21 protein-coding genes are annotated in these 24,264 nt (G+C 74.8%); 12 read left to right on the top strand and 9 right to left on the bottom strand.

Annotation, left to right across the window (positions count from 1 at the left end):
• Positions 1 to 7: 7 nt before the first annotated feature.
• Complete coding sequence (locus ACGF07_RS21120) at positions 8 to 961, bottom strand: helix-turn-helix transcriptional regulator (RefSeq protein ID WP_392901054.1); 954 nt, start codon at positions 959 to 961, stop codon at positions 8 to 10.
• A gap of 63 nt (positions 962 to 1,024) precedes the next feature.
• Here ACGF07_RS21120 and ACGF07_RS21115 point away from each other — a divergent pair, with 63 nt between their 5' ends.
• The 5 genes from ACGF07_RS21115 to ACGF07_RS21095 all read left to right on the top strand — a co-directional run bounded on the left by ACGF07_RS21115 (position 1,025) and on the right by ACGF07_RS21095 (position 6,099).
• Positions 1,025 to 1,504: a hypothetical protein gene (locus ACGF07_RS21115; protein ID WP_392901052.1), complete on the top strand. Its 480-nt coding sequence runs from the start codon at positions 1,025 to 1,027 to the stop codon at positions 1,502 to 1,504.
• Positions 1,501 to 1,956 carry a hypothetical protein gene (locus ACGF07_RS21110; protein ID WP_392901050.1) on the top strand — a complete coding sequence of 152 codons (456 nt, stop codon included), beginning with the start codon at positions 1,501 to 1,503 and terminating at the stop codon, positions 1,954 to 1,956. Before ACGF07_RS21115 ends, ACGF07_RS21110 begins: the two co-directional genes overlap by 4 nt.
• Before the next feature lie 2,292 nt (positions 1,957 to 4,248).
• A complete protein-coding gene (locus tag ACGF07_RS21105; RefSeq protein ID WP_392901048.1) occupies positions 4,249 to 5,007 on the top strand; it encodes a hypothetical protein in 759 nt (252 codons plus the stop codon).
• Positions 5,008 to 5,084: 77 nt separating this feature from the next.
• On the top strand, positions 5,085 to 5,543 hold the full coding sequence (locus ACGF07_RS21100) for a hypothetical protein (protein WP_392901046.1): 459 nt from the start codon (positions 5,085 to 5,087) through the stop codon (positions 5,541 to 5,543).
• A gap of 97 nt (positions 5,544 to 5,640) precedes the next feature.
• Positions 5,641 to 6,099 (top strand): VOC family protein, encoded by a 459-nt coding sequence (locus tag ACGF07_RS21095; protein ID WP_392901044.1) that lies wholly within the window; start codon positions 5,641 to 5,643, stop codon positions 6,097 to 6,099.
• Here ACGF07_RS21095 and ACGF07_RS21090 read toward each other — a convergent pair.
• Positions 6,035 to 7,210 carry an NAD(P)/FAD-dependent oxidoreductase gene (locus tag ACGF07_RS21090; RefSeq protein WP_392901042.1) on the bottom strand — a complete coding sequence of 392 codons (1,176 nt, stop codon included), beginning with the start codon at positions 7,208 to 7,210 and terminating at the stop codon, positions 6,035 to 6,037. The genes ACGF07_RS21095 and ACGF07_RS21090 overlap by 65 nt on opposite strands.
• A 311-nt stretch (positions 7,211 to 7,521) precedes the next feature.
• Between ACGF07_RS21090 and ACGF07_RS21085 the strand changes: the two genes are divergently transcribed.
• Positions 7,522 to 8,217: an alpha/beta hydrolase gene (locus ACGF07_RS21085; protein ID WP_392901040.1), complete on the top strand. Its 696-nt coding sequence runs from the start codon at positions 7,522 to 7,524 to the stop codon at positions 8,215 to 8,217.
• A 99-nt stretch (positions 8,218 to 8,316) separates the two neighbouring features.
• Here the strand turns inward: ACGF07_RS21085 and ACGF07_RS21080 are convergent, their stop codons facing one another.
• Complete coding sequence (locus ACGF07_RS21080; protein ID WP_392901038.1) at positions 8,317 to 9,843, bottom strand: ArnT family glycosyltransferase; 1,527 nt, start codon at positions 9,841 to 9,843, stop codon at positions 8,317 to 8,319.
• A 356-nt stretch (positions 9,844 to 10,199) separates the two neighbouring features.
• Between ACGF07_RS21080 and ACGF07_RS21075 the strand changes: the two genes are divergently transcribed.
• A complete protein-coding gene (locus ACGF07_RS21075) occupies positions 10,200 to 10,949 on the top strand; it encodes a DUF4118 domain-containing protein (protein ID WP_392901036.1) in 750 nt (249 codons plus the stop codon).
• A 108-nt stretch (positions 10,950 to 11,057) separates the two neighbouring features.
• Here the strand turns inward: ACGF07_RS21075 and ACGF07_RS21070 are convergent, their stop codons facing one another.
• The gene (locus ACGF07_RS21070; protein WP_392901034.1) at positions 11,058 to 11,951 is read right to left on the bottom strand and encodes an SDR family NAD(P)-dependent oxidoreductase; all 894 of its coding nucleotides are present in this window, start codon (positions 11,949 to 11,951) and stop codon (positions 11,058 to 11,060) included.
• A 59-nt stretch (positions 11,952 to 12,010) separates the two neighbouring features.
• Between ACGF07_RS21070 and ACGF07_RS21065 the strand changes: the two genes are divergently transcribed.
• Together ACGF07_RS21065 and ACGF07_RS21060 are read left to right on the top strand one after the other, a co-directional pair.
• On the top strand, positions 12,011 to 12,709 hold the full coding sequence (locus ACGF07_RS21065) for a TetR family transcriptional regulator (RefSeq protein ID WP_392901032.1): 699 nt from the start codon (positions 12,011 to 12,013) through the stop codon (positions 12,707 to 12,709).
• A gap of 216 nt (positions 12,710 to 12,925) precedes the next feature.
• Entirely contained in the window at positions 12,926 to 13,399 is a 474-nt protein-coding gene (locus tag ACGF07_RS21060; protein WP_392901030.1) for a nuclear transport factor 2 family protein, read from the top strand.
• Positions 13,400 to 13,533: 134 nt separating this feature from the next.
• Here the strand turns inward: ACGF07_RS21060 and ACGF07_RS21055 are convergent, their stop codons facing one another.
• Positions 13,534 to 16,500: an AAA family ATPase gene (locus tag ACGF07_RS21055; RefSeq protein WP_392901028.1), complete on the bottom strand. Its 2,967-nt coding sequence runs from the start codon at positions 16,498 to 16,500 to the stop codon at positions 13,534 to 13,536.
• Between the two features lie 121 nt (positions 16,501 to 16,621).
• On the opposite strand from ACGF07_RS21055, the gene ACGF07_RS21050 reads away from it, so the two are divergent.
• A complete protein-coding gene (locus tag ACGF07_RS21050; RefSeq protein ID WP_392901026.1) occupies positions 16,622 to 17,179 on the top strand; it encodes a TetR/AcrR family transcriptional regulator in 558 nt (185 codons plus the stop codon).
• A 174-nt stretch (positions 17,180 to 17,353) separates the two neighbouring features.
• Here the strand turns inward: ACGF07_RS21050 and ACGF07_RS21045 are convergent, their stop codons facing one another.
• Positions 17,354 to 17,545, bottom strand: coding sequence for a hypothetical protein (locus tag ACGF07_RS21045; protein ID WP_392901024.1), 192 nt, complete (start codon positions 17,543 to 17,545; stop codon positions 17,354 to 17,356).
• Positions 17,546 to 18,231: 686 nt separating this feature from the next.
• Here ACGF07_RS21045 and ACGF07_RS21040 point away from each other — a divergent pair.
• A complete protein-coding gene (locus tag ACGF07_RS21040; protein ID WP_392901022.1) occupies positions 18,232 to 19,869 on the top strand; it encodes a DUF6351 family protein in 1,638 nt (545 codons plus the stop codon).
• A gap of 279 nt (positions 19,870 to 20,148) precedes the next feature.
• Here ACGF07_RS21040 and ACGF07_RS21035 read toward each other — a convergent pair whose 3' ends face one another.
• The gene (locus tag ACGF07_RS21035; protein WP_392901020.1) at positions 20,149 to 21,210 is read right to left on the bottom strand and encodes an alpha/beta fold hydrolase; all 1,062 of its coding nucleotides are present in this window, start codon (positions 21,208 to 21,210) and stop codon (positions 20,149 to 20,151) included.
• 481 nt (positions 21,211 to 21,691) lie between these two features.
• On the opposite strand from ACGF07_RS21035, the gene ACGF07_RS21030 reads away from it, so the two are divergent.
• Positions 21,692 to 22,243 (top strand): CGNR zinc finger domain-containing protein, encoded by a 552-nt coding sequence (locus ACGF07_RS21030; protein ID WP_392901018.1) that lies wholly within the window; start codon positions 21,692 to 21,694, stop codon positions 22,241 to 22,243.
• A gap of 100 nt (positions 22,244 to 22,343) precedes the next feature.
• Here the strand turns inward: ACGF07_RS21030 and ACGF07_RS21025 are convergent, their stop codons facing one another.
• Positions 22,344 to 22,775, bottom strand: coding sequence for an Ohr family peroxiredoxin (locus tag ACGF07_RS21025; protein WP_392901016.1), 432 nt, complete (start codon positions 22,773 to 22,775; stop codon positions 22,344 to 22,346).
• A gap of 435 nt (positions 22,776 to 23,210) precedes the next feature.
• A complete protein-coding gene (locus tag ACGF07_RS21020; RefSeq protein ID WP_392901014.1) occupies positions 23,211 to 24,053 on the bottom strand; it encodes an alpha/beta fold hydrolase in 843 nt (280 codons plus the stop codon).
• Between the last annotated feature and the right edge of the window lie 211 nt (positions 24,054 to 24,264).

Below are 24,264 nucleotides of genomic sequence, written 5' to 3'. Positions count from 1 at the left end.
AACGACATTAGGAAGCGTTGAGGGCGGCGATCGCGCGAGCGGTCGCCGCCATCCGCTCGCGCAGCGCCGCAGGTTCGAGGACCTCGATCTCCGAGCCCAGGGCCAGGAATTCACGGCAGGTGTGGTCCAGGGACTCGATCGGGAGGACCGCGCGTGTCCACCCGTCGGGCTGGACCTCGCCGGAGGCCTGCAGTGCCCGGGCGGCCGCGCCCCGGAGCCGGGCCGCGCCGGCGGGCGACACCCGGACGACGGCGTCCGCGGTGTGCAGCCAGGCGTGGAACCGCGCCTGGTGCTGCTGCCAGAACGCGGCCAGGTCGAAGTCCTCGGGGACGGTGAACTCCTCCTCGAGGAGGTGCAGTTCGATGATCTGGTCCACCCGGTACGTGCGCGGGCCGGGCCCGGCGACCAGGTACCAGCGCCCCGCCTTGAGCACCAGACCGTACGGCTCCAGCCGCCGGTCCACCTCCGTGGGCTCCCGCCAACGCCGGTAGCGCAGCTGCAGCAGGCGGCCGTTCCAGACGGCGTCGGCGACCGCGGGCAGGAACGGAACCGGATCCGCCTCCGCGTACCAGCCGGGCGCGTCGAGGTGGAACCGCGACTGTATCCGCCCGGCCTGCTCCCGCAGCACGGGCGGCAGCCCGGCGTGCACCTTCAGTTGAGCCGCGGCCAGCACCGAGCCGAGGCCGAGCTCGGCCGCCGGGCCCGGGACACCCGACAGGAACAGCGCGCCGGCCTCCTGCGGGCTGAGGCCGGTGAGGCGGGTGCGGTAGCCCTCCAGCAGCCGGTAGCCGCCCCGGTGCCCCGCGTCCCCGTACAGCGGGACGCCGGCCGCGTGCAGGGCGCCCACGTCCCGGTAGACGGTCCGCACCGAGACCTCCAGCTCGGCGGCGAGCTCGGCCGCGGTCATCCGGCCCCGGCTCTGGAGCAGGAGCAGGATCGAGACGAGTCGACTGGCGCGCATGGAGGAGATTCTGCGGCAGTCCACTGACAGCAGGTGTCAGGGGACCGGTCCTAGCGTGCGGACATGGCTTTCGAGGAGAAGTTCCTTTGGACCCCGGCACCGATCGAGGTGGCCGGGCGGCGCTTGAAGCGCTACCACGTCAGCGCCGATCCGGCGGGCATCGCCGCCGAGGTCGAGGAGGCGGCCCACGCCGTCCTGCCCGAGCTGCTGCCCGAGCCGGACGGCACTCCGCCGGCCGGCTTCCTGGTGCTGCACCGGGGCGGCGACACCGGCGCCTACCTGAACGTGTACACCTGGGTCTGGGACAACGTCCTGCACTTCCGCGGTGCGGCAGCGGGCCAGCCGGCGCTGGACTGCCCCGACCTGGACCCGACGAACTTCGTCGTGCAGACCCGGCCGTGGATCGGCTGCGTCTGGGAACTGCCGCCGATCACCCACGAGCGCGACGCCTGGGTCCGGCACATGCTGCTTCCGGAGCAGCCGGACCTGGACGCCTACCTCGCGGATTCGGCGGCCGAGGGCACCACGGGAGGACGCGCATGAACGACTTCGACTTCCTCGTCGGGGAGTGGGACGTCGCCAACCGCCGGCTGCGCGACTTCCTGGACCCGGACAGCGGGTGGGAGCGGTTCGGCGGGACGAGCCGCTGCTGGAGCCTGTTCGGCGGGGCGGCGAACGTCGACGAGATGGAGTGCCCGGAACGGGGCTTCACGGGCCTGACACTGCGTCTGTTCGACCAGGGGACCAGGGAGTGGTCGCTCAACTGGTCCAACAGCAGGTCCGGCCGACTGGACCCGCCCGTGCGAGGCCGGTTCCGGGAGGACGGCGTCGGTGAGTTCCACGGCGACGACACGTACGCGGACACGGCGGTGCGCGTGCGGTACCTGTGGTCGGACATCACCGACCGGACCGCTCGTTGGGAGCAGGCCTTCTCCGTGGACGGCGACCGCACGTGGGCGACCAACTGGACCATGGACTTCACCCGCAGGGACTGAGGCGCGACACCCGCCCGGTCCGAGGTGCCGGGGTGGCCGGAACCCACCCGTCGGAGAAGGGATTCGCAGCGTCGGGGGCGCTGCGGTTGTTGATGCCCACGACAATGGTGCCGTCCCGCCGGTCGTCGTCAGCGGTCCGTCGTCAGCCGCCCCGAGAGCGCCCCGCCGGCGGTCTACTGACCGGTGGACGGGACCGCGCGACTGCCACCGCGGGGAGGGACATCCGCACCGGCGCTGGACGTCTCCGACGTCCGGATCCAGGGCGACACCGCCAGTGCGCGGGTGACCAGGCCGAGCGTGGACACCACGATCCACCTGCGCAGGGAGGCCGGTGTCTGGAAGGTCTGCGAACCGGCCGACGGAGAGCTGTCCGCGACGGCCTCGCGGCAGCCGTGAGCGGAACGCGCGGGCACACGGCCCGGCTGCGGCGCGGCCCGGCGCGTTCACGCAGAGGTCCGGCTGCCTGTTACCCCTGTCGTGTGATCGGTGCGGAACAATGCCGACCGGAAGGCGTGTCGGGAGGCGGCGGCTCGCTTCCGGACCGTAACTAGATCATATGCCTGGCTGGAAACTGTCCTTCTGTGCGGCTGTCGCCGGCCTGGTCCTGGCCGGGTCGGCCGCCGGCCTCTCCTACGGCGGGCCGGGGACCGGTGAGTTGGCGCTCTCGGTGACGACCGACGGCCGCTCGGGCGCCCCGGTGGTCGGCACCGGCGACGAGGTACGGGTGAGCTACCGACTGCGCAACGACGGTGCGGCCCCGGTGTCGGACGTGCGGATCACTGACACCCTCGCTCCCGGAGCCGAGCCCCGCTGCCCGGAAAGCGGCACCGGAGACATCCGTCAACTCCGCCCGGCCACCACCGTCGTCTGCACGGCGACCCTGCGCGCCTTGCCCGGTGAACACACCGGCACGGTCACCGCCCGGGCGGCAACGGGCCACGGCCACGGCACCCTCACCCGCACGGCGCACTCGGGTTACACCGGCGTGGCGGCGAGCCCGGCATCCACCCCCGGTGGGGGAGCCCCGGGTACGGGCGCACCCGCGGCTGGAGCCGGGGCCCCGGCAGCCCGGGTCCCTGCTGCGGCTGCTGCGGGAGTGCTCGCAGGACCCGTGTGCGGAGTTGGGGTTCCCACTCCGGGGGCTCCCGCGCCGGGCGTTCCCGCGCCGGGCGTTCCCGCGCCTGGTGTGCCGGGAGGCCCTCCCCCTGGGGCTCCTGCACCTGGAGCGCCTGCACCTGGGGTGCCCGGGCCGGGAGCACCCGCGCCCGGGGCGCCTGGAAGTCCTGCGCCTGGGGTGCCCGGGCCGGCAGCGCCCGGCGGGCCCGGGCCGGCTGCTCCTGCGCCTGTTGCTCCTGGACCTGGTGCGCCGGGGAATCCCGCTCCGGGCGTGCCCGCTCCCGGAGCACCCGCACCCGGTGCGCCCGCACCTGCCCCCGGGGCTCCTCCCGGGGGTCCCGCGCCTGGAGGTCCCGCACCTGCGGCTCCCGCGCCTGGGGCTCCGGTGCCCGGAGGGCCCGGGGCTCCTGCACCCGGAGCGGGAGCCCGTGCCCCTGGTGCACCCGCCGCCGGTGGGGCCGGAGCCGGAGCGCCCGGGGGCGGAGCGGCGGCACCCGGAGCGGCGGCACCCGGAGTGGCGGCACCCGGAGCGGCCGCGGCCGGGGGGCCTGCAGCTGGGGCGGCTGGGGGTGGAGCAGCGGCGGCCGGAGCACCCGCGGCCGGAGCCCCGGCAGCCGGAGCGGCCGCAGCCGCCGGGCCTGCAGCCGCAGCGCCCGCGGCCGGAGCTCCCGCTCCCGGAGCGGCTGCAGCCGGCGCACCCGGGGGTGGAGCAGCGGCGGCCGGTGCACCTGCCCCCGCAGTCCCCGCCCCCGGAGCCCCCGCGCCCGGGGTGCCCGCCCCCGGAGCCCCCGCAGCAGGGGCGCCCGGCGCAGGAGCACCCGGAGCAGGGGCGCCCGGGGCGCCTTCACCCGCAGCCAAGTCGCCCGCAGCCAACTCGCCCGGGCCGGGGACACCCGGTGCCGGTGCGTCGGGCAACGGCCGCAAGCCCGTCAAGCCCTCGGCGAGTGCGTCGGCCACCACGTCCCCGAAGCCCTCGGGCTCCGCCGGACCGGGGGCCGGCGGGAACCACGTGACGGCACCCCTCCTGCGCCCCGGCCGGTTCGGCCAGGGCTCCGCCCCGCTGCCGCACAAGCTTCTCCTGTTCTTCCTGATGTTGTTCGTTCCCGCGATCATCGCCGGTGCCATCGCGTGGCGCCGCCGCAGGGACCGCCGATCCGACCGAAGCTCAGGGGCGCCATGGAACACGTGATCGCAGTGATCGGTATCGTGGCCGGCGTCGTCGTGGTCGCCGGGGGCGCTGCCCTGCTCAACAGCCGCAAGGCCAGGTCGGCGTCGGACGAGGAGGTGCGCGACGACACCGCCGAGTACCTGACGATGATGGTCGGTGTCCTGTACGCGTTGGTGCTCGGCCTCGCGCTGGTCTCGGTGTGGGAGACCAAGGACAGCGCCGACACCAACGTCAGCGCCGAGGCGGGGGCGCTGCACCAGACGTATCTGCTCGCCGACGGGCTGCCCCCCGCCGCCGCCCAGCGGGCCCGCTCGGCGGTGGACACCTACGCCGCCTACGTCCGCCACGACGAGTGGCCGATGATGGAGCAGCGGAAGCCGCTGGGCCCGCACGGCTGGACGCTCCTGCACGACGTGCAGACCGCGTGGACCGACTTCGAGCCCACCACCAACGCGCAACAGCAGGTGGACCAGCTGGCGTTCGCCCAGATCTCCGCCGCGTACCAGGGCCGCCACGGCCGTGAGGCCGCCGCGGGCGGGGGCATGTCGGGGGTCATGTGGTTCGGCCTGATCGCCGGCGGCGCGCTCACCCTGGGCCTGATGTTCCTCTTCGGGATCGAGCGCACCCGCACCCATCTGGTGCTGGCCACGGGCTTCACCAGCCTCATCGCCTTCGTGGTCGTCCTCATCTACGCCCTGAACTCCCCCTTCGGAGGCCCGCTCGGCCTGAGCGCCGCGCCCTTCGCCGCCGTCGGCCTCGGCGGCTGAGGCACCGGCCGTGGAGCGCGACGGGGTTCAGCCGGGGGCACCGGTACGACGGCGGACCGGCGAGGAAATGTGAGGCGATGGCGAGGTTGACGGTCGAGGACGGCCGGCTGGTGGTCCGCCTGTCCTGGTGGGAGCACCTCGTGACGGGCACCCGGACGGTGCGGGTGCCCGTGGAGGCGGTCCGGCAGGTCACCCGGACGCCGGAGCCCTGGCGTCTGCTGCGCGGCACCCGGGAGCGGGGGCTGCTGCTCCCCGGACGGCTGTGCCTCGGCGTCTGGCGCCACCCCGTCGGCCGGGACCTCGTCGCCCTGCGCCCGTTCGGCGACACCGCGGTGGGCGTCGACCTGCGCCCGCCGGTGCCGTTCGCCCGCATCGCCGTCCACGTGGACCGGGCGCCGCAGGTCGTGGCCGATCTGCGCACCGCGATGGGCGAGCGGACCGCCGCGGCAGCCACCGCCGCCACCGCAAACGCCACCGGCGCAACGCCCGCGGCCGCAACCACCGCCGAGCGGGACGACGAGCCGGGCACGCCGTGATCCGGGTTGCCGGCTGGATCACCGCGCTTGACCTCAAGCCCGCTTGAACTCCTAGGTTCAGGGTCATCGGAAACAGCCACCAGAGGAGGCAGTCCCCATGACCGCGACCGCTATTCCCGAGACGTACCGCAACGCCGTCGTCGCCCACATCATGCTCGACGGCGCCGCGAACGCGATCGAGTTCTACACCCGCGCGTTCGGTGCCGACGAGCTGTTCCGGCTCGCCGGCCCGGACGGGCGCGTCCTGCACGCCGAGATCGGGATCCAGGGCTCCACGGTCATGCTGGGCGACGCCGAGGGGCCGCACTTCAGCGCGCCGACGGCTGTCGGCGGCACCACCGTGGGCCTGCACGTCTTCGTCGACGACGTCGACGCGCTCGTACGGCGGGCCACCGCGGCCGGGGCGGAGCTCCTCCAGCCACCGGCCGACCAGTTCCACGGCGATCGCACGGCCATCCTGAAGGACCCCTACGGCCACGTCTGGGTCTTCCTCACGCACCTGGAGGACCTGACACCGCAGGAGGTGGCCCGCCGAGCCCGGGAGCTCCTGCGCTGAACCCGCCGGCCGGCGCCGGGCCGAACGGGGCCGAGGCCGCGTCCGCATGGCGCCGCCGCCAGAACTCGGCGTGCGGCCAGCGTCGTTCGAGGCCGTAGTAGGCGTGGCGGTTGCGCAGGTGGGCGGCCACGACGGCGTCGACGTCGGCGGCGTAGCGGGACAGCGCGCCGGTGTCTCCGTCAAGGCTCGCGTGGACGGCCCGGCCGGCTCGCATGCCCGTGTACAGGGCGGTGAGGATGCCCTGGGAGGAGAGCGGGTCGAAGGCGGCGGCGGCGTCGCCGGCGGCGATCCAACCGGGGCCGTGGACGGTGTCCAGGCGGGAGACGTGGGCGGGCGCGCGGCGCGGCGCGGCGCCCGGTGGCCACCGGCGCCCGGCCGCGCGGGCGGCGGTGTGGCGGGTGCGGGCCAGCGCGGCGCGCAGCCGCACCCGGTCGGCGCCGCGGGCGGCGGGCAGGTCCGCGTCGGTGAAGAACGCGACGAGGAGCCGGTCGTCCGGCAGCAGGGCGCTGTACCACCAGCCGTCCGGCACGGCCTCGACGAGGGTGGTCCGGTCCGCGGCGTCCGCCGGGTCGAGAGTGAGGTGGAGCGCGAGGAGGCGGTCGCCGACCAGGCGGCGGGCGCCGTGGGTGGTGGCGATCGCGGCGCGGCGGCCGGTGGCGTCCACGAGCCGGCGGCAGCGTACCGTCCGCCCCTCCAGGGCGAGGCTCCAGGTACCGTCCAGTCGGCATGCGTGGGGGCGGACGAGGGCCTCCCGGACGTCCACGCCGGCCGCCGCCGCGGCCTGGCGCATCCGGTGGTCGAAGAGCGCGCGGTCCAGGTGCCAGCCCGGTCCGTACGGGTCGTGGATGCTGTCGACGGAGGCCGGCCGGGCGGAGCCCCAGGTGGAGCGGTTGCCGTAGCAGGGCAGGTGCCCGTCACCGGGGACGGTGTCGGCCACCCCCAGGTCGCGCAGCAGCATCCGGGCGGCCGCCGGCAGCGCCTCCCCGACCGGAGGTGGGCCGCCGGGGGCGTGGACGAGCAGGACGCTGCGCCCCCGGGTGGCGAGGGCGAGGGCGGCGGCCGTACCTGCCGGTCCGCCGCCCACCACGGTGACGTCGTAGTCCGGTGCCACGAGCCGCACTCCTCTCCGTGTCGTGCTCTCCGGGCGCACCGTCGACGGCGGGGAACGGATGGTCGACGGCCGAACTCCCGATGCGCCCCCTCTGCAATGTTCGGTGGGCGACGACGGGCAGTTGAGCGCGCGCGGGCGTGAACGGGGGCGCGCGTCGAGGGTGTGCCCGGACGGCTCACGCCCCGTCGGCCGCTCCGCCCGGAGGCCGCAGGTCGGCGGGCAGTGCGTCCACCGCACGGTCGTGCCGTTCCCGCGACGGCGGCTGCGTCTACGGTTGGGTCGACGTGGCCACGGGCGGCGTGGAGGCAGCGATGAGGGTCGTGTTCGTGCACGGGGCGTGCGTCCGGGACGGGGCGTGGTGGTGGCACCGCACCGCCGAGCGGCTGCGGGAGCGGGGGGTGCCGAGCGTGGCGCCGGCGCTGCCCAGCTGCGGTGAGGCGGGCCGGCCGGGCGGCACCGGCGGACCGGGCCTGCCCGAGGACGTCGCGGCGGTGCGGCGGGTCCTGCTGGGCAGCGAGGAACCCACCGTCGTGGTCGCCCACAGCTACGGGGGAATCGTCACCGCGGAGGCGGCCGCGAGGATCGGGTCGGTGCGCCACCTGCTGCTGATCTCCAGTTACCTGCCCGAGCCCGGGCAGAGCCTCTCGGACTTCGGGCGCGGCGGCCCCGCACCGTTCCTGGACGTCGACCCGGAGGCCGGCACGTTCGGCGTCCGCCCCGAGCTGCTCGTGGACACCTTCCTGCCGGACTGCGACCCGCGGATCCAGGCGCAGGCGGCGGACCACCTCGCCCGCCAGAGCCTGCGGGTCACCGGGCAGCCGGTCGGGGCGGCCGCATGGCAGCAGGTGCCCTCGACGTACCTGGTCTGCGCCCAGGACCGGGGCACCCCGGCGCGCCTCCAGCGCGAGTTCGCCCGCCGGGCCGGCCGCGCCGTCGAGATCGACGCGGGCCACCACCCGTTCCTGTCGCGGCCCGCCGAGGTGCGGGACCTGCTGCTGACCCTGTGACGGGGACGCCCGTGGGGCGTGGAGCGTGCGTGCCGTCGCCGGGCGCCGCCCGGCGGCTCGGTCCGCGCGGTCGGCCGCCCCCGTTCGATCGACCGGGCGTCAGTACTCGCGCAGTGACGGCCAGAGGGCGGACCACCGCTGGTGGGCGCCCTCGCACAGCACGACCTCCGCGTCCTGCTCCTGGTTGGCGACACCGAGGCCGTTGTCGATCCGGTCCACGGAGCGGCAGCCGGTGAAGTGCCCTGCCAGCCGGTGGCCGTCGGCCTGCTCGACGAGCAGGACCGGGCCGTCGTCGCCGTCCGGGGGCGGCCCCCAGTCGTACAGGCTCATGTGGCCGGAGTAGGCGGTGGGGAGCCCGTAGGCGGGCCCGTACCGGGCGAGGGCGCCCGCCTCGCCGTAGTTCGAGGTGAGCAGGACGGCGCGGGCGCGCTGCGCGGTGGGGATCCCGGCCCAGGCGGCTGCGGTGGTACGGGCGAGCCGGGGCCAGCCGATCTGCTCGCCCTGGTCGATGTCGACGGCGTTGGTCACGGCGACCGCCCGGACCGGCAGCACCGGCAGGGCGGCCAGGGCGCTGGTGGCCGCCGCCAGGAGGAGGAAGCCGGTGAGGGACCGCCAGGAGTGGCGGGCGCGGCGGACGACGGGTTCGCAGCCGGCCGCCGTCACCGCGAGCAGCAGGGGGAGCGGGTAGTACGGCTTGCCGCCGCCGAGCAGCGCCAGCGCGCAGAGCAGCGGGTAGCCGAGCCCGAGCGGCCGGGCCCAGCGCAGCTCGTCCGCGCGGAGCAGCCGGCGCAGGCCCACCACCGCGACGGGGACCAGGACCGGGGAGAACTGGAGCAGGTGGAGCGGCAGGAACAGCAGCCGACCCGACAGGCCGTCGACGTGGCTGAGCACCCGGGCCACCTTCAGCTCCGGCCAGCCGTGGGTGGCCTGCCAGACGAGCGTGGGGGCACCGATGAGGAGCGCGAGGAGCAGCGCGAGCAGCGGTCCCGGCAGCCGTCGAACGCCGCCGGGCCGGGGGAGCGGCGGGCCGGGCCGGCGGCGTTCGACGGCTGCCGGCAGGTCCACCAGCAGGGCGAGGAGGAGCGCGAGGAGCAGGGGCAGGACGAGCTGCTTGTTCAGCAGCGTCGTCCCGACCGCCGCGCCGAGGGCCGGCCACCAGCGGCCGTCCCGGGTCCGCAGCAGCCGGGCCGTCAGCAGCAGGACGCCCAGCTCGGCGGTCAGGTCGAAGGTGCTGGTGGACAACAGGTGGCCGATCGCGAGCAGGTACCCCGAGCAGGCGCAGCACCCGGCCGCGAGGACCTGTCCGTCCCGGCCGGCTCCCAGTTCCCTGGCCAGCAGGGCGGTCAGCACCACGGAGCAACCGGAGAGCAGTGCGGGGACGACCCGCAGCCCCGTCGGATCGGCGCCGAAGAGGGCCGAACCGAACCGGGCGAGCAAGGGGGTCAGCGGAGGCTGGTCGACGTAGCCCCAGGCCGGGTGCCGGCCGGCGAGCAGGAAGTACAGCTCGTCGCGGTGGAAGCCGTACCGCCCGGAGAGCGCGATCAACACGCCGGCGACCGCGGTCGCGACGACCAGGACCGGCCGCACCGCGAACGGCGGCAGACCGACCCGACCATCCCCCCGCATGCCCACCGCAGCAGCATGGCAGTCCGCCGGGGCGCGGCCAAGGGGCGCGGCACACGGCACTGCGGGGGTGGACCGGGTCGAGGTTCCGCCGCCCGGCCCGTTCCCCGCCCCCGCCGCCCGGCCCGTTCCCCGCCCCCGCCGCCGTTCTGCGACACGATGCAGTGCGGCGGCGGGATCGTCCTCGGGAAGGGCCGTCATCGTGGGCGGCGGCATCGCCGGCCTCACGACCGCGCCGAGCCTGCCCGCGGTCGGGGTGCGGCCCGGGGGAGCGCACCCGCAAGGATCGCGTCAAGGAGTCGTCCGGCGGCTTGCCCCCGGCCCGCGTCCTGGTACACCGGAATCCGGAGGTGTGCGAGATGCGCCGATTCGAGATGCGGGGGCCGCTCTCACTGGTGGCCGCCGCCGTGATCCCGCTCGCGGTGAGTGCGGTGCTGCTGCCGTTGCGCGGCCACCTGGCCAACACCAACGTGGCCCTGCTGCTGGTCGTCTCCGTGGTGGCGGTGGCGGCCGTGGGGCACCGGATGGCGGGCGCGGTCGCCGCGCTGAGCGCCGCGGCGTGGTTCGACTTCTTCTTCACCAGCCCGTACGAGCGGTTCGCCATCAGCGGCTCCTCCGACATCACCACCGCGGTGCTGCTGCTGGCGGTCGGGCTGGCGGTGTCCCAGCTGGCCGCCCGCGCCCGGCGGTTCGAGGTCATCGCGGTCACCGATGCCGGCCACCTCGACCGGATCCGCGAGGCCGCGGACATGGCGCGCTCGAGGCCGGCGCCCGCCGTGGTGGACCACGTACGGGCCGAACTGGTCGACCTGCTCGGGCTGCGGGGCTGCCGCTTCGAACCCGGTTCCCTGCTCGGCCGGCCGCCGCGGCTGGAGCCCGACGGTTCCATCGTCGTCGGCCGCAGGACCTGGGCGACCGACGAGCTGGGCATGCCCGGCAAGGAAGTGGAACTGAGGGTGTTCGGCAACGGCAGGTACGTCGGCCGGTTCATGCTCGACGCCGTTCCCGGCAGCAGGCCCGACCGGCAGGCCCTGCTCGTCGCGGTGACCCTGGCCGACCAGGCCGGCGCCGCACTGGAGACGTCGACCCGTCCGGTGCACGCCGCGTGACCCGGCCCGCCCGGCGGGCGGCCTGACCTCCCGTCGGGCGGCCGGTCGGCAGCGTGGGGCTTCTGCCGCCGCGGGCCCGGCCGGAGAAGGGACGCGACGGGCGGCCGGCTAGGCCGCGGAGTCCTCCGGGAACGCCACCGGGTAGGGCTCGGCGAAGTCCGCGGACCGCCCGACGGCGCTCCACCTCTCGTCCTGCGCCAGCAGCCGCCGGTCCTGGGCGATGGACCCCTCCGACGCCGTCACGCCGAGCGCCAGGTTGGTCGGGATGTCGCGGCGCTTCGCCATCCGCACCAGGATCTCCGCGGCGCGCACCGGGTCGCCGGCCGCGCCCCCGGTGTTCTGCCGGACCCGGCGGTTGACCGCGCCGACGGTGCCTTCGTAGCCCTCGGGCACGTCGTGCACGGTCATCGAGGAGCCGGCCCAGTCGGTGCGGAATCCGCTCGGCTCGACGACCAGGACGCGCACTCCGAACGGCTCCGTCTCCGCGCGCAGCACCCGGCTGAAGCCGTCGATCGCGAACTTCGCCGCCTGGTAGGAGGCGATGCCGGGCGAGCCGCCGACGCGGCCGCCCATGGAGGAGAACTGGACGACCAGGCCGCCGCCCTGCTCGCGCAGCAGGGGGATCGCCGCCTTGGTGACGTTGTAGACGCCCCAGAAGTTCGTCTCGAACTGGGCGCGGAAGTCCTCGTCCTCGGTGGTCTCGATCGGGGAGACGTTGGCGTAGCCGGCGTTGTTGACCAGCACGTCGATCCGTCCGAAGCGCTTCCGGGCCTCCTCGAGCGCCGCCCGCGCGGCCCGCGGGTCGGTCACGTCGAGGGCGATCGGGGCGATCCGGTCGCCGAACTCGGCGGCCAGGTCGTCGAGCTGCTCGGGCCGGCGGGCGGTCGCGGCCACGGTGTCGCCGGCCTCCAGGGCGGCGCGGACGAGGGCGCGGCCGATGCCCCGGGAGGAGCCGGTGACGAACCAGGTCTGTTGCGTGCTCTGGGCGTTGTTCTCGGTCATGCACTTAGCAAAACACTGTTGCGTAAATAGTGCAACCCTGTTGCGCTAACATGGGCCAGGTGCACACCGCCGACACCACCGACCCGACCGGGTTCCAGCGCGCCCGGTCCCCGCGGGCCAAGCAGCAGCGGGAGGCCGCCATCCTGGACGCCGCCCGGGCCCTGGGCGCCGAGCACGGCATCCGGCAGGTCACGCTGACCGACATCGCCGCGGCCGTGGGGATGCACAAGTCCGCGCTGCTGCGCTACTTCGAGACGCGGGAGGAGATCTTCCTGCGCCTGACCGCGGCCGACTGGCAGGAGTGGGCGCCCGTCCTGTGCGCCGAGATCGAACTCGTCGACGCCGGCGACGCGGCCGGCGTGGCCGCGGCCTTCGCCCGCACCCTCGCCGCCCGCGGAACGTTCTGCGACCTGCTCGCCCAGGCGCCGATGAACCTCGAACGCAACGTCTCGGTCGAGCGGGTGCGGGAGTTCAAGCTGGTGACCCTGGCCGCGGTCGACGCGATCGTCACCGCGGTCCGCGCGCGGCTGCCGGAGCTGACCGAGGCCGACGGCGTGGACCTGATGGCCGCCGCGACGTCGATGGCCGGCTCGTTCTGGCAGATCGCGACACCGGGGCCGGAGGTCGCCGCGCTGTATTGCGCCGATCCGCGGTTGGCGCACGCGATCGTGGAGGTGGAGCCGCGGCTGGCGCGGATCCTGACGGCGATGCTCGAGGGGATCGTCGCGGCGCGCCGAGGTGAGGCGCCACCGCGCTGAGTCGGGGGCCGCCCCGCAGCCCGTCCTCGGCCGGGGCGCCCGCCTGCCGGGGGTACCACCGAGCGCCGGGTCCATGAGTCAGATGACCGATGCACGCCGGCCGGACCGGCTGACAACCTTGTCGGTCGAGCGGCTCCGCGCCCGCCCGGGCCCGGTCCGGAGCGGGTCCGTCGTCTGACCCGCTCCGCACCACATCCGTCCCACCCGGGAGAGCCCGTGCCCGCATCCACCGAACCGTCCACCGATCCGGCGGCGAGCCACCGCGCCATCGAGAACCTGATCGCCCGCTACGCCGAACTCGTCGACGACGGCGGCTTCGCAGGCCTCGGCGCCCTCCTCGCCGACGCCACCTTCACCGGGGGGGGCGAGCCCGTGCGCGGGGCCGGGGCGATCGAGCGGATGTTCCGGGACACCCTGGTCGTCCATGCCGACGGCACACCGCGCACGCATCACGTCACCACCAACATCGCCGTCGAGGTCGACGAGCGGGCGGGCACGGCGGCCGCACGCTCGTACGTGACCGTCCTTCAGGCGCTGCCCGGCTTCCCCCTGCAGCCCGTCGCCGCCGGCCGCTACCACGACCGCTTCGAACGCCGGGACGGCCGGTGGCAGTTCGCGGAACGCCGGGTCCGCATCACCCTGGTCGGCGACGTGAGCCACCACCTGCGCCGGACCGACGGACCCAGGTGACCCGCCCTCGGCGCCGGTCGCCCGCGCCGCGCCGTCCGGGTGGATCGGGCGGCTGCCGACCGTGCCGTTCCGGGCGCGGCGCACCGGCACCGGTCGTCGAGGGCCCGGGCGGGGAGAGGTCCACCGGGCCCGGGTCAGGGCGCGGGGGAGTGGTGGTCGATCCGGGTCAGGGCGTCGCGGAGCGCGGCGCGGGTGGTGATGCCGAGCTTGGGGAAGGCGCGGTAGAGGTGGGCGCTGACCGTGCGGGGGGAGAGGCGGATCTGTTCGCCGATCTCCTTGTTGGTCAGGCCGCCGGCGGCCAGTTCGGCGACCCGCCGCTCCTGCCAGGTCAGCGGCACCCCGGTGGGGGCCGGGGACTGGGGTGCGACCCCGGCGGCCCTCAGCTCGGCCTGCGCCCGCTCGGCCCACGCGGTGGCGCCGAGCCTGGTGAGCGCCTCGGCCGCCAGGGCGAGGGAGGTGCGGGCCGCCGCGCCGCCGCGGGTGCGGCGCACGCGGATCCCGTACGCCAGCCGGATCCGGGCCAGTTCGAACGGGAACCGTTCGGCGGCCGGGTGGGACTCGGCGCGTGCGTACACGCGCGCGGCCTCCTCCTCGTCGTCGGCCGTGACCGCCAGGGCCCCGTGGGTGATCAGGGCCAGGCGCGGGGAGATCTCGGGCAGGCCGGCGTCCCGTGCGGCGAGCGCGTGGACCCGGGCCTGCTCGGCACGTCCGGTGTGCAGGGCCGCCTCGACGAGGTCGAGGAGGGTCCGCGACGCCTGGTGGGTGTAGAGCCGGAACGCTCCCGGTGCGGTGATGCCGATGGCGTAGAGGAAGGCGGTCTCGTAGTCGCCCGCGCTGAGGGCGGTGGTCGCGCCGACGGCCTCCGCGAGCTGGGTCAGGAACCCGACACCGCGCGGACGGGCCCACGCGTCGACGGCGGCCTGGAGGTCGCGTGCCTCCTCCACCCGACCGCGCACGGCCGCGAGCTGGGCCAGGTAGGCCCGTGTCTGGTACGCGAACAAGTGGTTGCCGGGCTCCACCGCCAGGGTCAGGGCACGCTGCCCGGTGCGTTCCGCGGCGTCCCACTGGCCGAGCGCCAGCTGGTCGAGCATGATCAGGTGCAGCATGACGATGCCGCTGGACGTCGCGCCGGTGTCCAGTTCACGGTCCACGACGCGCTCCAGGTACGGCCGCAGCGGGCTCAGGACGTCGAGGTGGTAGGCGGACACGGCCAGGCGCGCGACGTCCCACGGATCCTGGTTCTCCAGGTCCGCCGAGGCCCGCTCCACCTTCTCGGACCAGCCGGCGCCGTGCCGGACCACGTCGCTCCACGTGTGGGCGTACATCCACGCCCGTTCGGTGGCGAGGCCGCCGAGGGAGGCGAGGATCTCGTGGGTGCGCTGCCACGCGGCACGGCTCCCGGCGAACTGGCTGACGGCGAGCAGGAGGCTCACCAGCCGGTCGAGCACCTCGTCGTTCCGGCCCGGGGCGTGCTGGGCCTCGTCGCTCCGGTCCGGGGCGTGGTGGTTCGCGTCGTGCTGGTCCTTGTCGCTCCGGTCCGGGGCGTGGTGGTTCGCGTCGTGCTGGTCCTTGTCGCTCCGGTCCGGGGCGTGGTGGTTCGCGTCGTGCTGGTCCGGGCCGCTTCCGGCCCCGGTCGGGCCGTTCCGGTCCGTCCCGCCGTCGCGCAGCCGCTCCACCGCCGCCGCGATCTGGCGGTGCGTGGCCCGCACGTCGCCGTTCTGGTAGAGCGCGAGGTAGGCGTTGGCGAGGACCGCAGCGGGGTTGTCGTCCTCTCCGGGCGCGGCGGCGAGCGCGAGGCTGTGGGCCTGGTCGAGCCGGTCGGCCTGCCCGGCGACGTACGCCGCGTCAGCGAGCCGCCTGGAGCGCTCGGCGCGGTTCTCGCTCAGCTCGGCGGCGCGGGTCAGCCAGGACACGGCCACGTGCGCCCCGCCGCGCCGGGTCGCGGACCGGGCGGCGGCTTCCAGGACGGCGGCGACGTCCTCGTCGGGGTCGAGGGTGGCGGCCGCCAGGTGGATGGCGCGCCGCTCCGGGTGCTCCTGGTGGACCTGCGCCAACACCCGGTGCGCGGCGCGGCGTTGGTCGGGCGTGGACAGCTGGACGACGCTCGAGCGCACGAGCGGGTGCCGGAAGGCGAGTTCGCCGGTGGCCGGCTCGACGACCAGCAGACCGCACGCGACCGCTTCGTCGACGCCGCGCATGCGGTACCGCACGGCCGGGGCCGGGCCGTCGCCCGACCTGGCCGTCGCGCCGTCGAGGGCACCCGTGAGCAGCTGCGCCCGGACGGTGTGGTCGAGGCGGGCGAGACGGGTGGCGTAGATCTCCTGGATCCGCCGGGGCAGGGGTACGGCGTTCGGGCCGAGGAGGTCCTCCGGCGCGCGGTCGCCGGGGCGGGAGGCGAGGTGGGTGGGCAGTTCCAGCAGGGCCAGGGGGTTTCCGCGGGCCGTGTCCAGCACGAGCGCGCGCACCTGCTTGCCCAGGTGGGGGTGGTGACGGTCCAGCAGGCAGGTGGCGTCCGCGTCCGCCAGCGCGCCGACCGGCACCTCCGGCAGCGCCGCGGTGTCGAACCGCGAGGCGATGTCGCTGCGCACGGCGACCAGGAGTTTGACGCCGGGGCTGCCGGCCAGTCGGCGGCCGATGAACCCGCAGACGTCGGCGCTCGCGTCGTCCAGCCACTGGCCGTCGTCGAGGACGAGCAGCAAGGGCCGCTTGGACGCCGTCGAGGACAGCAGGTCGAGCACGGCGATGCCGAGGGCCATGACGGACGGCGGCGGGGCGTCCACCCGGCTGGTCACGGCGTCGAACGCCGTGCGGACGACGGCGTTCGGCTGCCTCCGGCCGGGCTGGCCGCCGTCCGCGAGCAGCGGGTAGAGGAGCTGGTGCAGCCCGGCGTAGGGAAGCTCCGTCTCCGCCTCGACCCCGGTGGCGCGGATCACCAGGTGACCGTCCGCGGCCGCGAGCCGGGCCGCCAGGTCGAGCAGGGCGCTCTTGCCGACTCCAGCCTCCCCCCTGAGCACCAGGGCCTGTCCGTCGGGGACCCGGACGAACGCGGACAGCCGCGCCCGCTCGTCGTCCCGACCGACCATCACCATGCCCGGTTCCATGCCCGGTTTCCTCCCCCTACCCCGAGGTACCGCTGACCCAGCCGGTTCAACTGGATGGTTAGTTGATTACACTGTGTGAAAGTGGACCTGTCAAGTAAACGGTTAGTTAGGAGCTGGACGCATGGAGCGTGACGCCGAAGCAACGAGGCGCAGACTCATCGCGGCCGGGCGCGCCGAGTTCGCCGCGCACGGCCTGAACGGCTCCCGCGTCGACCGCATCGCCGCCGCCGCCCGGAGCAACAAGGCGCAGATCTACCACTACTTCGGGAACAAGGCCGGACTGTTCGACGCGGTCTGGAACGAGCTGGTCGAACAGATCGTCACGGGCGTGCAGGTCGACGTGGACGACCTGCCCGGGTTCGCGGCCGGCCTGAGCGACCTCTACGCCGAGTACCCGGACATCCCCCGGATCATCACCTGGCAGCGCCTGGAGCGCGGCGACGCGCTCAACGAGCTCGGGGTCGCCGAGGTGCGTTCCAGGAGTGCCGCGATCGCCGCGGCGCAGGCCAGGGGACTGGTCTCCGACCGCTTCGAGCCCGAGGTCCTGTTCGCCCTGCTCGTCCACCTCGCGATGCTGTGGGCCGCGGCCAACCCGGAGGTGCTGGCGGTGGTGGGCCTCGCCGACCGGGAGCGGCGTCGCGAGACGGTCCGCCGCATCGCCGCCGCCCTGGTGGAATGAGCTCGCACCGCGCCGGGCAGTGAGCCCGGTCGCGGAGGCGTCGCCCCATGGCGGCGGCCGTGGGCGGTCGGGCCTGCCGTGGCCGGTCGGGCCGGGGGTGGCCGGGCCGGGCCGGGAGTGGCGCGGCGTCGCCGGTCGCGGCGCCGTGGGCTGGCGCGGGCTGCCGTGGGCTCCTCAGATCAGGCTGCCGCACCAGGTGTTCCGGGTCAGCCAGTCGTCGTGGCTGAACCCGTCCAGCCCGGGATCGACCGTCGATGTCGGCACGGAGACGAACGTGCTCTCCGGTCGGATCCGCTCGGGCAGCTCGCGGAAGCGGTCCCGTCCGGGCTCGGGAGCCGGGGCGGACGTGTCCTTGCGAGGTTTCATCGGGTACCTCCCGCACGTGGTCGTGCTGTGGACGGGGTGCGAAGGCGCAGTACGGCGTGCTCCCGGCGAGCTTCGCGTCGGGAGCGGGGCTGTGTCGCCTACGGCATGAGAATAACCTGTTGGAACGGTTATTGAAAGCGCGTCTTGGGCGTCGTCGTCTTGTGGGGCGGCGCTGCTTCGGTTGATGCGTGGGCTGATTGCTGGTGCTTGGCCAGGGTGAGGCGGTCTGGCGTCGCCATGGATAACCGTCCAGATCGGTTATGCGCTGTGCATGGTGGACCGTCGAATGACCTAAGCAACGCGGGCCGGGCGCGCACGTCGGCGACCTTCGCCCGGCCGACGGCCGCGGCCTGCGGCGCAGCCGCGCCGACCGTCAGGTTCCGCCACCGCCACTCCCGTCCCGCCGTCCGGGCGCGGAGAGCAGCCCAGGAAGGTGGTGATTTGCCGTCAACTGACTGATGTGCCGGGACGCCAGGCCCGGGCACTGTTGGTCCCGGCCCCGGGAGGGCGGGTGCCTTCCCGGACGGGCGCACCCGGCCACGGATGACGGCCGACCACCGCCGGTCCGCCGGTCCGCCGGTCCGCCGGTCCGTGGGCCTGCCGCCCTCCCCGAAGCGGAACACCCCGCGTACGCCGTAGCGCGCCCCTGCGGAGCGATCCAACCTCACATCCAGGAACGGAACTTGATGAAACGACTGGTGACAGTACTCACGGCCGCGGTGCCCCTGGCCGCCGCGCTGTCCGCGCCGAGCGCCTCGGCGGCAGCGGGCGGCTCCGCCGCCGCCCCGTACAGCTGCACCGCCCCCGCGCTGAAGGCCCCGTCCGGCACCCAGGTGGAGAGCGTCACCGCGGTCGCGCACGCCGCGGGCACGGTGGACGTCCCCGCGGTGTTCCCGCTGGGCGAGAACCACGTCCCCGACGTACCGGCGTTCTGCGACATCACGGTGACCCTCACCCACCCCGGCCAGGGCGAGCACGCCAAGGTGCGGGTCTGGCTGCCGGCGCAGAAGTGGAACGGCCGGTTGCAGACGGTCGGCGGCAGCGCCTACGCGGCCGGCGACTACGGCACGGGCCTCGCGGCGGCGGTCAAGAGCGGCTACGCCGCCGCGACCACCGACGCGGGCGTCAGCTCGTACCTCGACACCCGGTGGGCGTTGAAGGGCGACGGCCGGGTCGACACCGCGCTGCTGGAGAACTTCGCGTCCCGGTCCGAACACGAGGCGGCGGTCGTCGCCAAGGAGGTCATCGTCGGCCACTACGCCCGCGCCGCCTCCTACTCCTACTTCAACGGCTGCTCGACCGGCGGACGCCAGGGCTACGCGGAGGCCCAGCAGTACCCGGACGACTACGACGGCATCCTCGCCAACGCGCCCGCCGTCAACTGGGACGAGTTCGAGGTCGCCACCCTGTGGCCGCAGGTGGTGATGAACGAGGAGGGGACCTACCCGACCGGGTGCGAGTTCAAGGCCTTCACCGACGCCGCCGTCCGCGCCTGCGACGCGCAGGACGGTTCCGCGGACGGCCTGTTGGCCGATCCGGGCGCGTGCGGCTACGACCCGCGCCGACTGGTCGGCAGCACCGTCGAGTGCGAGGGCCGGCAGCTGACCATCACCGCGGCCGACGCGGAGGTGGTGCGCCGGATCTGGGACGGGCCGCGCACCCCGGCGGGGAGGAAGCTGTGGTCCGGCGTCCCGGTCGGCGCCGACCTGAGCGCCCTCGCGGGCACCACCGTCGACGACAGCGGCCGGCGGGTGGGCGCGCCCTTCCCGGTGCCGGCCGCGTGGGTGACGTCGTGGGTGCAGAAGCAGCCCGTCGCGGACGTCCCGGCCATCACCTACGAGCGGTTCGCCCAGCTGTTCAGGCAGTCCCAGGCCGAGTACGACCGGATCATCGGCACTGACGACCCCGACCTCTCCGGGTTCCGCAGGGCCGGTGGCAAGCTCCTCACCTGGCACGGCCTCGCCGACCAGTTCATCCCCGCCGAGGGCACCGTCCGGTACCGGCAGCAGGTCGAGCGACGGATGGGCGGGGCCCAGAAGGTCGACGACTTCTACCGCCTCTTCCTCGTGCCCGGCGCCGTGCACTGCGGTCTGAGCGGGACCGACGACCTCGCCGCGCTGACGGCCTGGGTCGAGCAGGGCAAGGCCCCACGGACGCTGCCCGCCACCGTGACCAACGCCTACGGCCAGGCGGTCAGCCGGAACGTCTGCCCGTACCCCTCCGTCGCCCGGTTCCAGGGCCAGGGCCAGGGCGAGGGCCAGGGCGGCGGCACCGGCGACGCCGCCGGCGTCCGCTGCGGCCCCGCCACCGCCACCCGGAACTGACCCGCCCGAACCCGCCGCGGGCTGCCCGCCCCCGGGCGGGGGGGGGGGGGCGGGCCGCGCCGCCGCGGCAGGCCGCGGGGGCCCGCCCCGGGAGGGCCCCCCCGACCGCCCCCCCCCCCCCCCCCCCCCCCCCCCCCCCCCCCCCCCCCCCCCCCCCCCCCCCCCCCCCCCCCCCCCCCTTCGCGGGGGGGCCCCCCCCCGCGGCTCTCGGCGGAGAAAGGGCGAGGGGGCCGGCCGTGGCCGGACCCCCTCGACGGTTCCGCTGTCCCGCTGTCCCGCTCAGAAGTGGTCCACGTCCACGACCGCCTGGGCGAACGCTGTCGGCGCTTCCTGCGGCAGGTTGTGGCCGACGCCGGCGAGCGTCCGGTGCTCGTACGCCCCGGTGAACATGGCCCGGTAGGAGGAGCCGTCGCCGGGAGCGGTGAACGGGTCCAGTGCCGGGTCCAGGGTGATGGTCGGCACGGCGATGACGGGCTTGCGGGCCAGCCGCTCCTCGTAGCGGTCGTAGCGGCGTTCCCCCTCGGCGAGGCTGAGCCGCCAGCGGTAGTTGTGGATGACGATCGCGGCGTAGTCCGGGTTGTCGAAGGCGGCCGCCGTGCGCTCGAAGGTCGCGTCGTCGAACTTCCAGGTGGGGGAGACCAACTGCCAGACCAGGCGGGTCAGATCGCGCCGGAGCTTCCGGTCCTCCATGGCCTTCCGGCCGCGCTCGGTGGCGAAGTAGTACTGGTACCACCAGGTGTGCTCGGCGGCTGCCGAGATCGGCTCCAGCTGCGCCTCGCGGTTGGTGATGAGGTAGCCGCTCACCGAGACCAGGGCCTTCACCCGCTCCGGCCAGAGGGCCGCGAGGATGTCGCCGGTCCGGGAGCCCCAGTCGAAGCCGGCCACGACCGCCCGGTCGATCCGCAGGGCGTCCAGCAGGGCGATGACGTCCAGGGCGATGGCGGCCTGCTGGCCGTTGCGGACCGTCCGGGGCGACAGGAACCGGGTGGTGCCGTGGCCGCGCAGATAGGGGACGATCACCCGGTACCCGAGATCGGCGAGGAGCGGGGCGACGTCGACGTAGCTGTGGATGTCGTACGGCCAGCCGTGCAGGCACAGGACCACCGGCCCGTGCGCGGGGCCGAGTTCGGCGTACCCGACGTTCAGCAGCCCGGCCTCCACCTGCTTCAGGGGCGGGAAGGTCGTGTGGCTGCCCGGGGTGACGGCGGGCACGGCCGGGGCCTTTCCGGAGCGGCGCGGGACGGGCGCGGCGTCCGAAACGCCCTGCAGGCCGGTCAGCGAGAGTGCGGTGGCCCCGGCACCCAGCCCCAGAGCCTTGTTGAAATTGCGCCTGTCGATCATGTGATGCCTTCCGAGAGAAGCGGATGCGTCCCCTGCGCGGGACAGGGGCCGGTCGGGACGTACCCAGGTGCACGGGGCGGCTGTCGCCGGGTGGCTCCACCCGGAGCACAAGGGCACAGAGCACAAGGGCTCTGAGCACAAGGGCTGTGAGCACCAGGGCGCAGAGCGTCAGGGCGCCGGGCGGAGCCGGTGGCGGGCCGGTGCACACGGCTCGCCGCGCCGCACTCTTCCGCCCACCGGCGGGCCGGGACATCAGTCACATGACGGTCAGCACCCCGGGGCAGTGTGGGGTGCTGGTGGGGCCCAGCGGCTGGCCCGTGACCGGATTGGAGGGTGACGATGCGCTGACGACGGGTCGGCGAGGTGATGGCGAGGCCGTACGGGGTCTGTGAGTGGGGGCCCGTCGCCCGAAGCGCCGGCGGGAAGGTGCGTCCGAGGGGCGGGCATTGCGTGCTCACCCATAACTTGTCAAACTGGTGATGTGATCCACGCCTTTCCCTGCGGGACCCTGCCCCTCGACTTCGTCGGGACCCTGCGCGCACGGCGCAGGGCCGCCCCGACGGAGAAGCTGGCGACCCCGGACCAGCTCGACGCGTGGTTCGTCGAGGCGGGCATGCTCGACGCCGCGCCCGGTGCCGACGAGACCGACCTCGCCATCGCCATGGACCTGCGCGAGTCGATCTACTCGCTCGTCGTCGCCCGCCTCGACGGCGAGCCGCTGCCGCCGCGGGCCGTCGCCGAGGTGAACAAGCACGCCGCCGGGCTGCCGGTGACGCTGCGCCTGCACACCGACGGCGCCACCAGGACCGGGAGCGTGGCCCAAGGGCTCGCGGCCCTGGCCCGGGAGACCGTCGAGATCATCGGCGGAGACGAGGCGGCCCTCCTGCGGGAGTGCGCCCGACCCGAGTGCACCCAGGTCTACCTCGACCGCTCGCGCGGCCACCGGCGCGAGTGGTGCGCGATGAGGACCTGCGGGAACCGGGTCAAGGCCGCCACCTACCGCGCCCGCCAGCACAGCGGGGCCGCGTCGTGAGCGCCTCGCCGAGGCCGGCCCGCCGCTGAGGCCGGCCGACCCAGGCGCGGCCTGGGTGGCGCGAGGACCCGGGTGGCCCGGGCTGGGGCTCGTGAGCGGGTCAGCCGGCCAGCGCGGTGGCGTTGACGGTGACCGGGATGTTTCCGCGCGTCGCCTTGGAGTACGGGCACAGCTGGTGTGCCGCGTCGCCCAGCTCCACGGCCATCTCCTGCTCCACACCGCCGAGTTCGAGGTTGAGGACCGCGCCCAGGCCGAACTCGCCGTCGTCGCCGTGGGTCAGTGTCACCTCGACGGTGATGGCGGTGCTCGTGAGCCGGATCTTCCGTGCGGCGGCGGCCCGGCGCACGGCCCCCAGGAAGCATGCCCCCCAGCCGGCGGCGAACAACTGCTCCGGGTTCGTGGCCCCGCCGGCGCCGCCGAGTTCCTTCGGGATGGCGAGCGGGGTGGCGAGGAGTCCGTCACTCGCGGCGACCTGGCCTCCGTTGCGACCCTCTCCCATGACGGTGACCACTCCGGTGTAGCTGACTCCCATTGGTCTGTCTCCCTGTGTCCGGGACCGTGAGGCGGCCCTGAGGAATAACCGGTTGAACCGGTGACGATTATGGTTGGGCCTCTCGTGGGGCGTCAACCCTGCGTTCGGCGCGCGACCGGCGGGCGAGACGTTCGCGAGTGTCTGCTGTCGCTGCCTCGGATGACCGCCGCGGGCCCCTTGATCTCTCGCCAACTTGCTTGAAGCAGAGCCGATGTGCGCTGCCTGGCGGCGCTCGCCTCGAGTGGCTCGGAGGGGCGCACGTCGGCGCGGCCGGTATGCCTTGCCGGGTCTGGCGAGGTGGCGGTGTGCGTCGATCGGGGCCGCACTCTGGTGATCCGTCGGATCTGAGTAACCGGTTAGAGCAGTTATGAGCGCGGTCGCGAGTTGACCCGGCGTCAAGGTGCGCCCACCCCGGACCGACGCGCCCCGGCAGCGTCAACGGGTCGCCCGCGCGGCCTCCTCGATCACCCGGACCACGACCTCCGGACGAGCCACGGCGACCGAGTGGGAGGCCGCCACCTCGGTGACGTGGGCGTTGGCCCGCCGGGCCATGAAGAGCTGGGCCGCCGCGGGGATGTTGAGGTCCTCGGTCGTGACGACGTCCCAGCTCGGCTTCTGCTGCCAGGCGGCGACCGTCGCCGGCTCCTCCAGGGCGCGCCGGGCGATCGGGCGCTGGATGGCGGCCATCAGCGCCGCCTGGCCGGCCGGCACATCGGCGGCGAACTGGTGACGGAACGCGTCCGTCCGGATGTACAGGTCCGTGGTGCTCGTGCCGTCCGGGCCCGGGTAGGTCACCGGGTCCAGGGTGCCCGCCAGCGTCGACCCGGGGTACCTGCCCGTCAGCTCCAGCGCCGTCTCCCCGGGCGCCGGCAGGAAGGCGGCCACGTACACCAGGGCCTTGACCTCGGGGTCGTCCGCGCCGGCCGTGCTGATGACCGAGCCCCCGTAGGAGTGGCCCACCAGGATCTTCGGCCCCGGGAGGTGGCCGGTCAGGCCGCGCAGCGAGGCCGCGTCGTAGGCGGGGCCGCGAAGCGGGTCGGCGGGGGCCACGACCGGGTACCCGTCCGCCTGCAGCCGCTTGATCACCGCGTTCCAGCTGGACGCGTCGGCGAACGCGCCGTGCTCCAGGACGATCGTCGGCTTGGCGCCGGCCGTGCCGGCGGCCGGCGCGGGCGCGCTCGCGGTGCCGCCGACCACCGCGGCGCCCACCGCGAGGACGGCGGCGGCCCGGATCGCCACGGTGGAGAACCGACGCCTGCTGATGTTGCTGCCTGCCATGGGGGAGTCCTTCCGCGGAAGTGTGATCAGCCCGGCCGACGCGCGATGTGCGCCCCCCGGACCGGCCCTCTCGGGCGGCAGGGGTTTCGGCGCCTTCACCCTGCCGCCACGGCGGCCAGGGGAGATCCGTCAGATGACGGTCGATCCGGACGGGCGCCGCACGCACCCAAGTCCGCCCGGGGGGCCAGCACGGGCGGACCAGGTCGCGTTC

This window comes from Kitasatospora sp. NPDC048194 (genome assembly GCF_043202455.1).
Classification (GTDB): domain Bacteria; phylum Actinomycetota; class Actinomycetes; order Streptomycetales; family Streptomycetaceae; genus Kitasatospora.
Note: the sequence above shows the minus strand (reverse complement) of the source record. Positions and strands in the feature narration are given on the sequence as shown.

Excerpts from the sequence above, each read along its gene's own strand:
- ACGF07_RS21070 (WP_392901034.1), bottom strand. The coding sequence starts at position 11,951 with ATGACCGAGAACAACGCCCAGAGCACGCAACAGACCTGGTTCGTCACC.
- ACGF07_RS21055 (WP_392901028.1), bottom strand. The coding sequence starts at position 16,500 with ATGGAACCGGGCATGGTGATGGTCGGTCGGGACGACGAGCGGGCGCGG.
- ACGF07_RS21115 (WP_392901052.1), top strand. The coding sequence starts at position 1,025 with ATGGCTTTCGAGGAGAAGTTCCTTTGGACCCCGGCACCGATCGAGGTG.
- ACGF07_RS21050 (WP_392901026.1), top strand. The coding sequence starts at position 16,622 with ATGGAGCGTGACGCCGAAGCAACGAGGCGCAGACTCATCGCGGCCGGG.
- ACGF07_RS21045 (WP_392901024.1), bottom strand. The coding sequence starts at position 17,545 with ATGAAACCTCGCAAGGACACGTCCGCCCCGGCTCCCGAGCCCGGACGG.
- ACGF07_RS21110 (WP_392901050.1), top strand. The coding sequence starts at position 1,501 with ATGAACGACTTCGACTTCCTCGTCGGGGAGTGGGACGTCGCCAACCGC.
- ACGF07_RS21120 (WP_392901054.1), bottom strand. The coding sequence starts at position 961 with ATGCGCGCCAGTCGACTCGTCTCGATCCTGCTCCTGCTCCAGAGCCGG.
- ACGF07_RS21105 (WP_392901048.1), top strand. The coding sequence starts at position 4,249 with ATGGAACACGTGATCGCAGTGATCGGTATCGTGGCCGGCGTCGTCGTG.
- ACGF07_RS21020 (WP_392901014.1), bottom strand. The coding sequence starts at position 24,053 with ATGGCAGGCAGCAACATCAGCAGGCGTCGGTTCTCCACCGTGGCGATC.
- ACGF07_RS21025 (WP_392901016.1), bottom strand. The coding sequence starts at position 22,775 with ATGGGAGTCAGCTACACCGGAGTGGTCACCGTCATGGGAGAGGGTCGC.
- ACGF07_RS21095 (WP_392901044.1), top strand. The coding sequence starts at position 5,641 with ATGACCGCGACCGCTATTCCCGAGACGTACCGCAACGCCGTCGTCGCC.
- ACGF07_RS21080 (WP_392901038.1), bottom strand. The coding sequence starts at position 9,843 with ATGCGGGGGGATGGTCGGGTCGGTCTGCCGCCGTTCGCGGTGCGGCCG.
- ACGF07_RS21075 (WP_392901036.1), top strand. The coding sequence starts at position 10,200 with ATGCGCCGATTCGAGATGCGGGGGCCGCTCTCACTGGTGGCCGCCGCC.
- ACGF07_RS21085 (WP_392901040.1), top strand. The coding sequence starts at position 7,522 with ATGAGGGTCGTGTTCGTGCACGGGGCGTGCGTCCGGGACGGGGCGTGG.
- ACGF07_RS21035 (WP_392901020.1), bottom strand. The coding sequence starts at position 21,210 with ATGATCGACAGGCGCAATTTCAACAAGGCTCTGGGGCTGGGTGCCGGG.
- ACGF07_RS21040 (WP_392901022.1), top strand. The coding sequence starts at position 18,232 with ATGAAACGACTGGTGACAGTACTCACGGCCGCGGTGCCCCTGGCCGCC.
- ACGF07_RS21100 (WP_392901046.1), top strand. The coding sequence starts at position 5,085 with ATGGCGAGGTTGACGGTCGAGGACGGCCGGCTGGTGGTCCGCCTGTCC.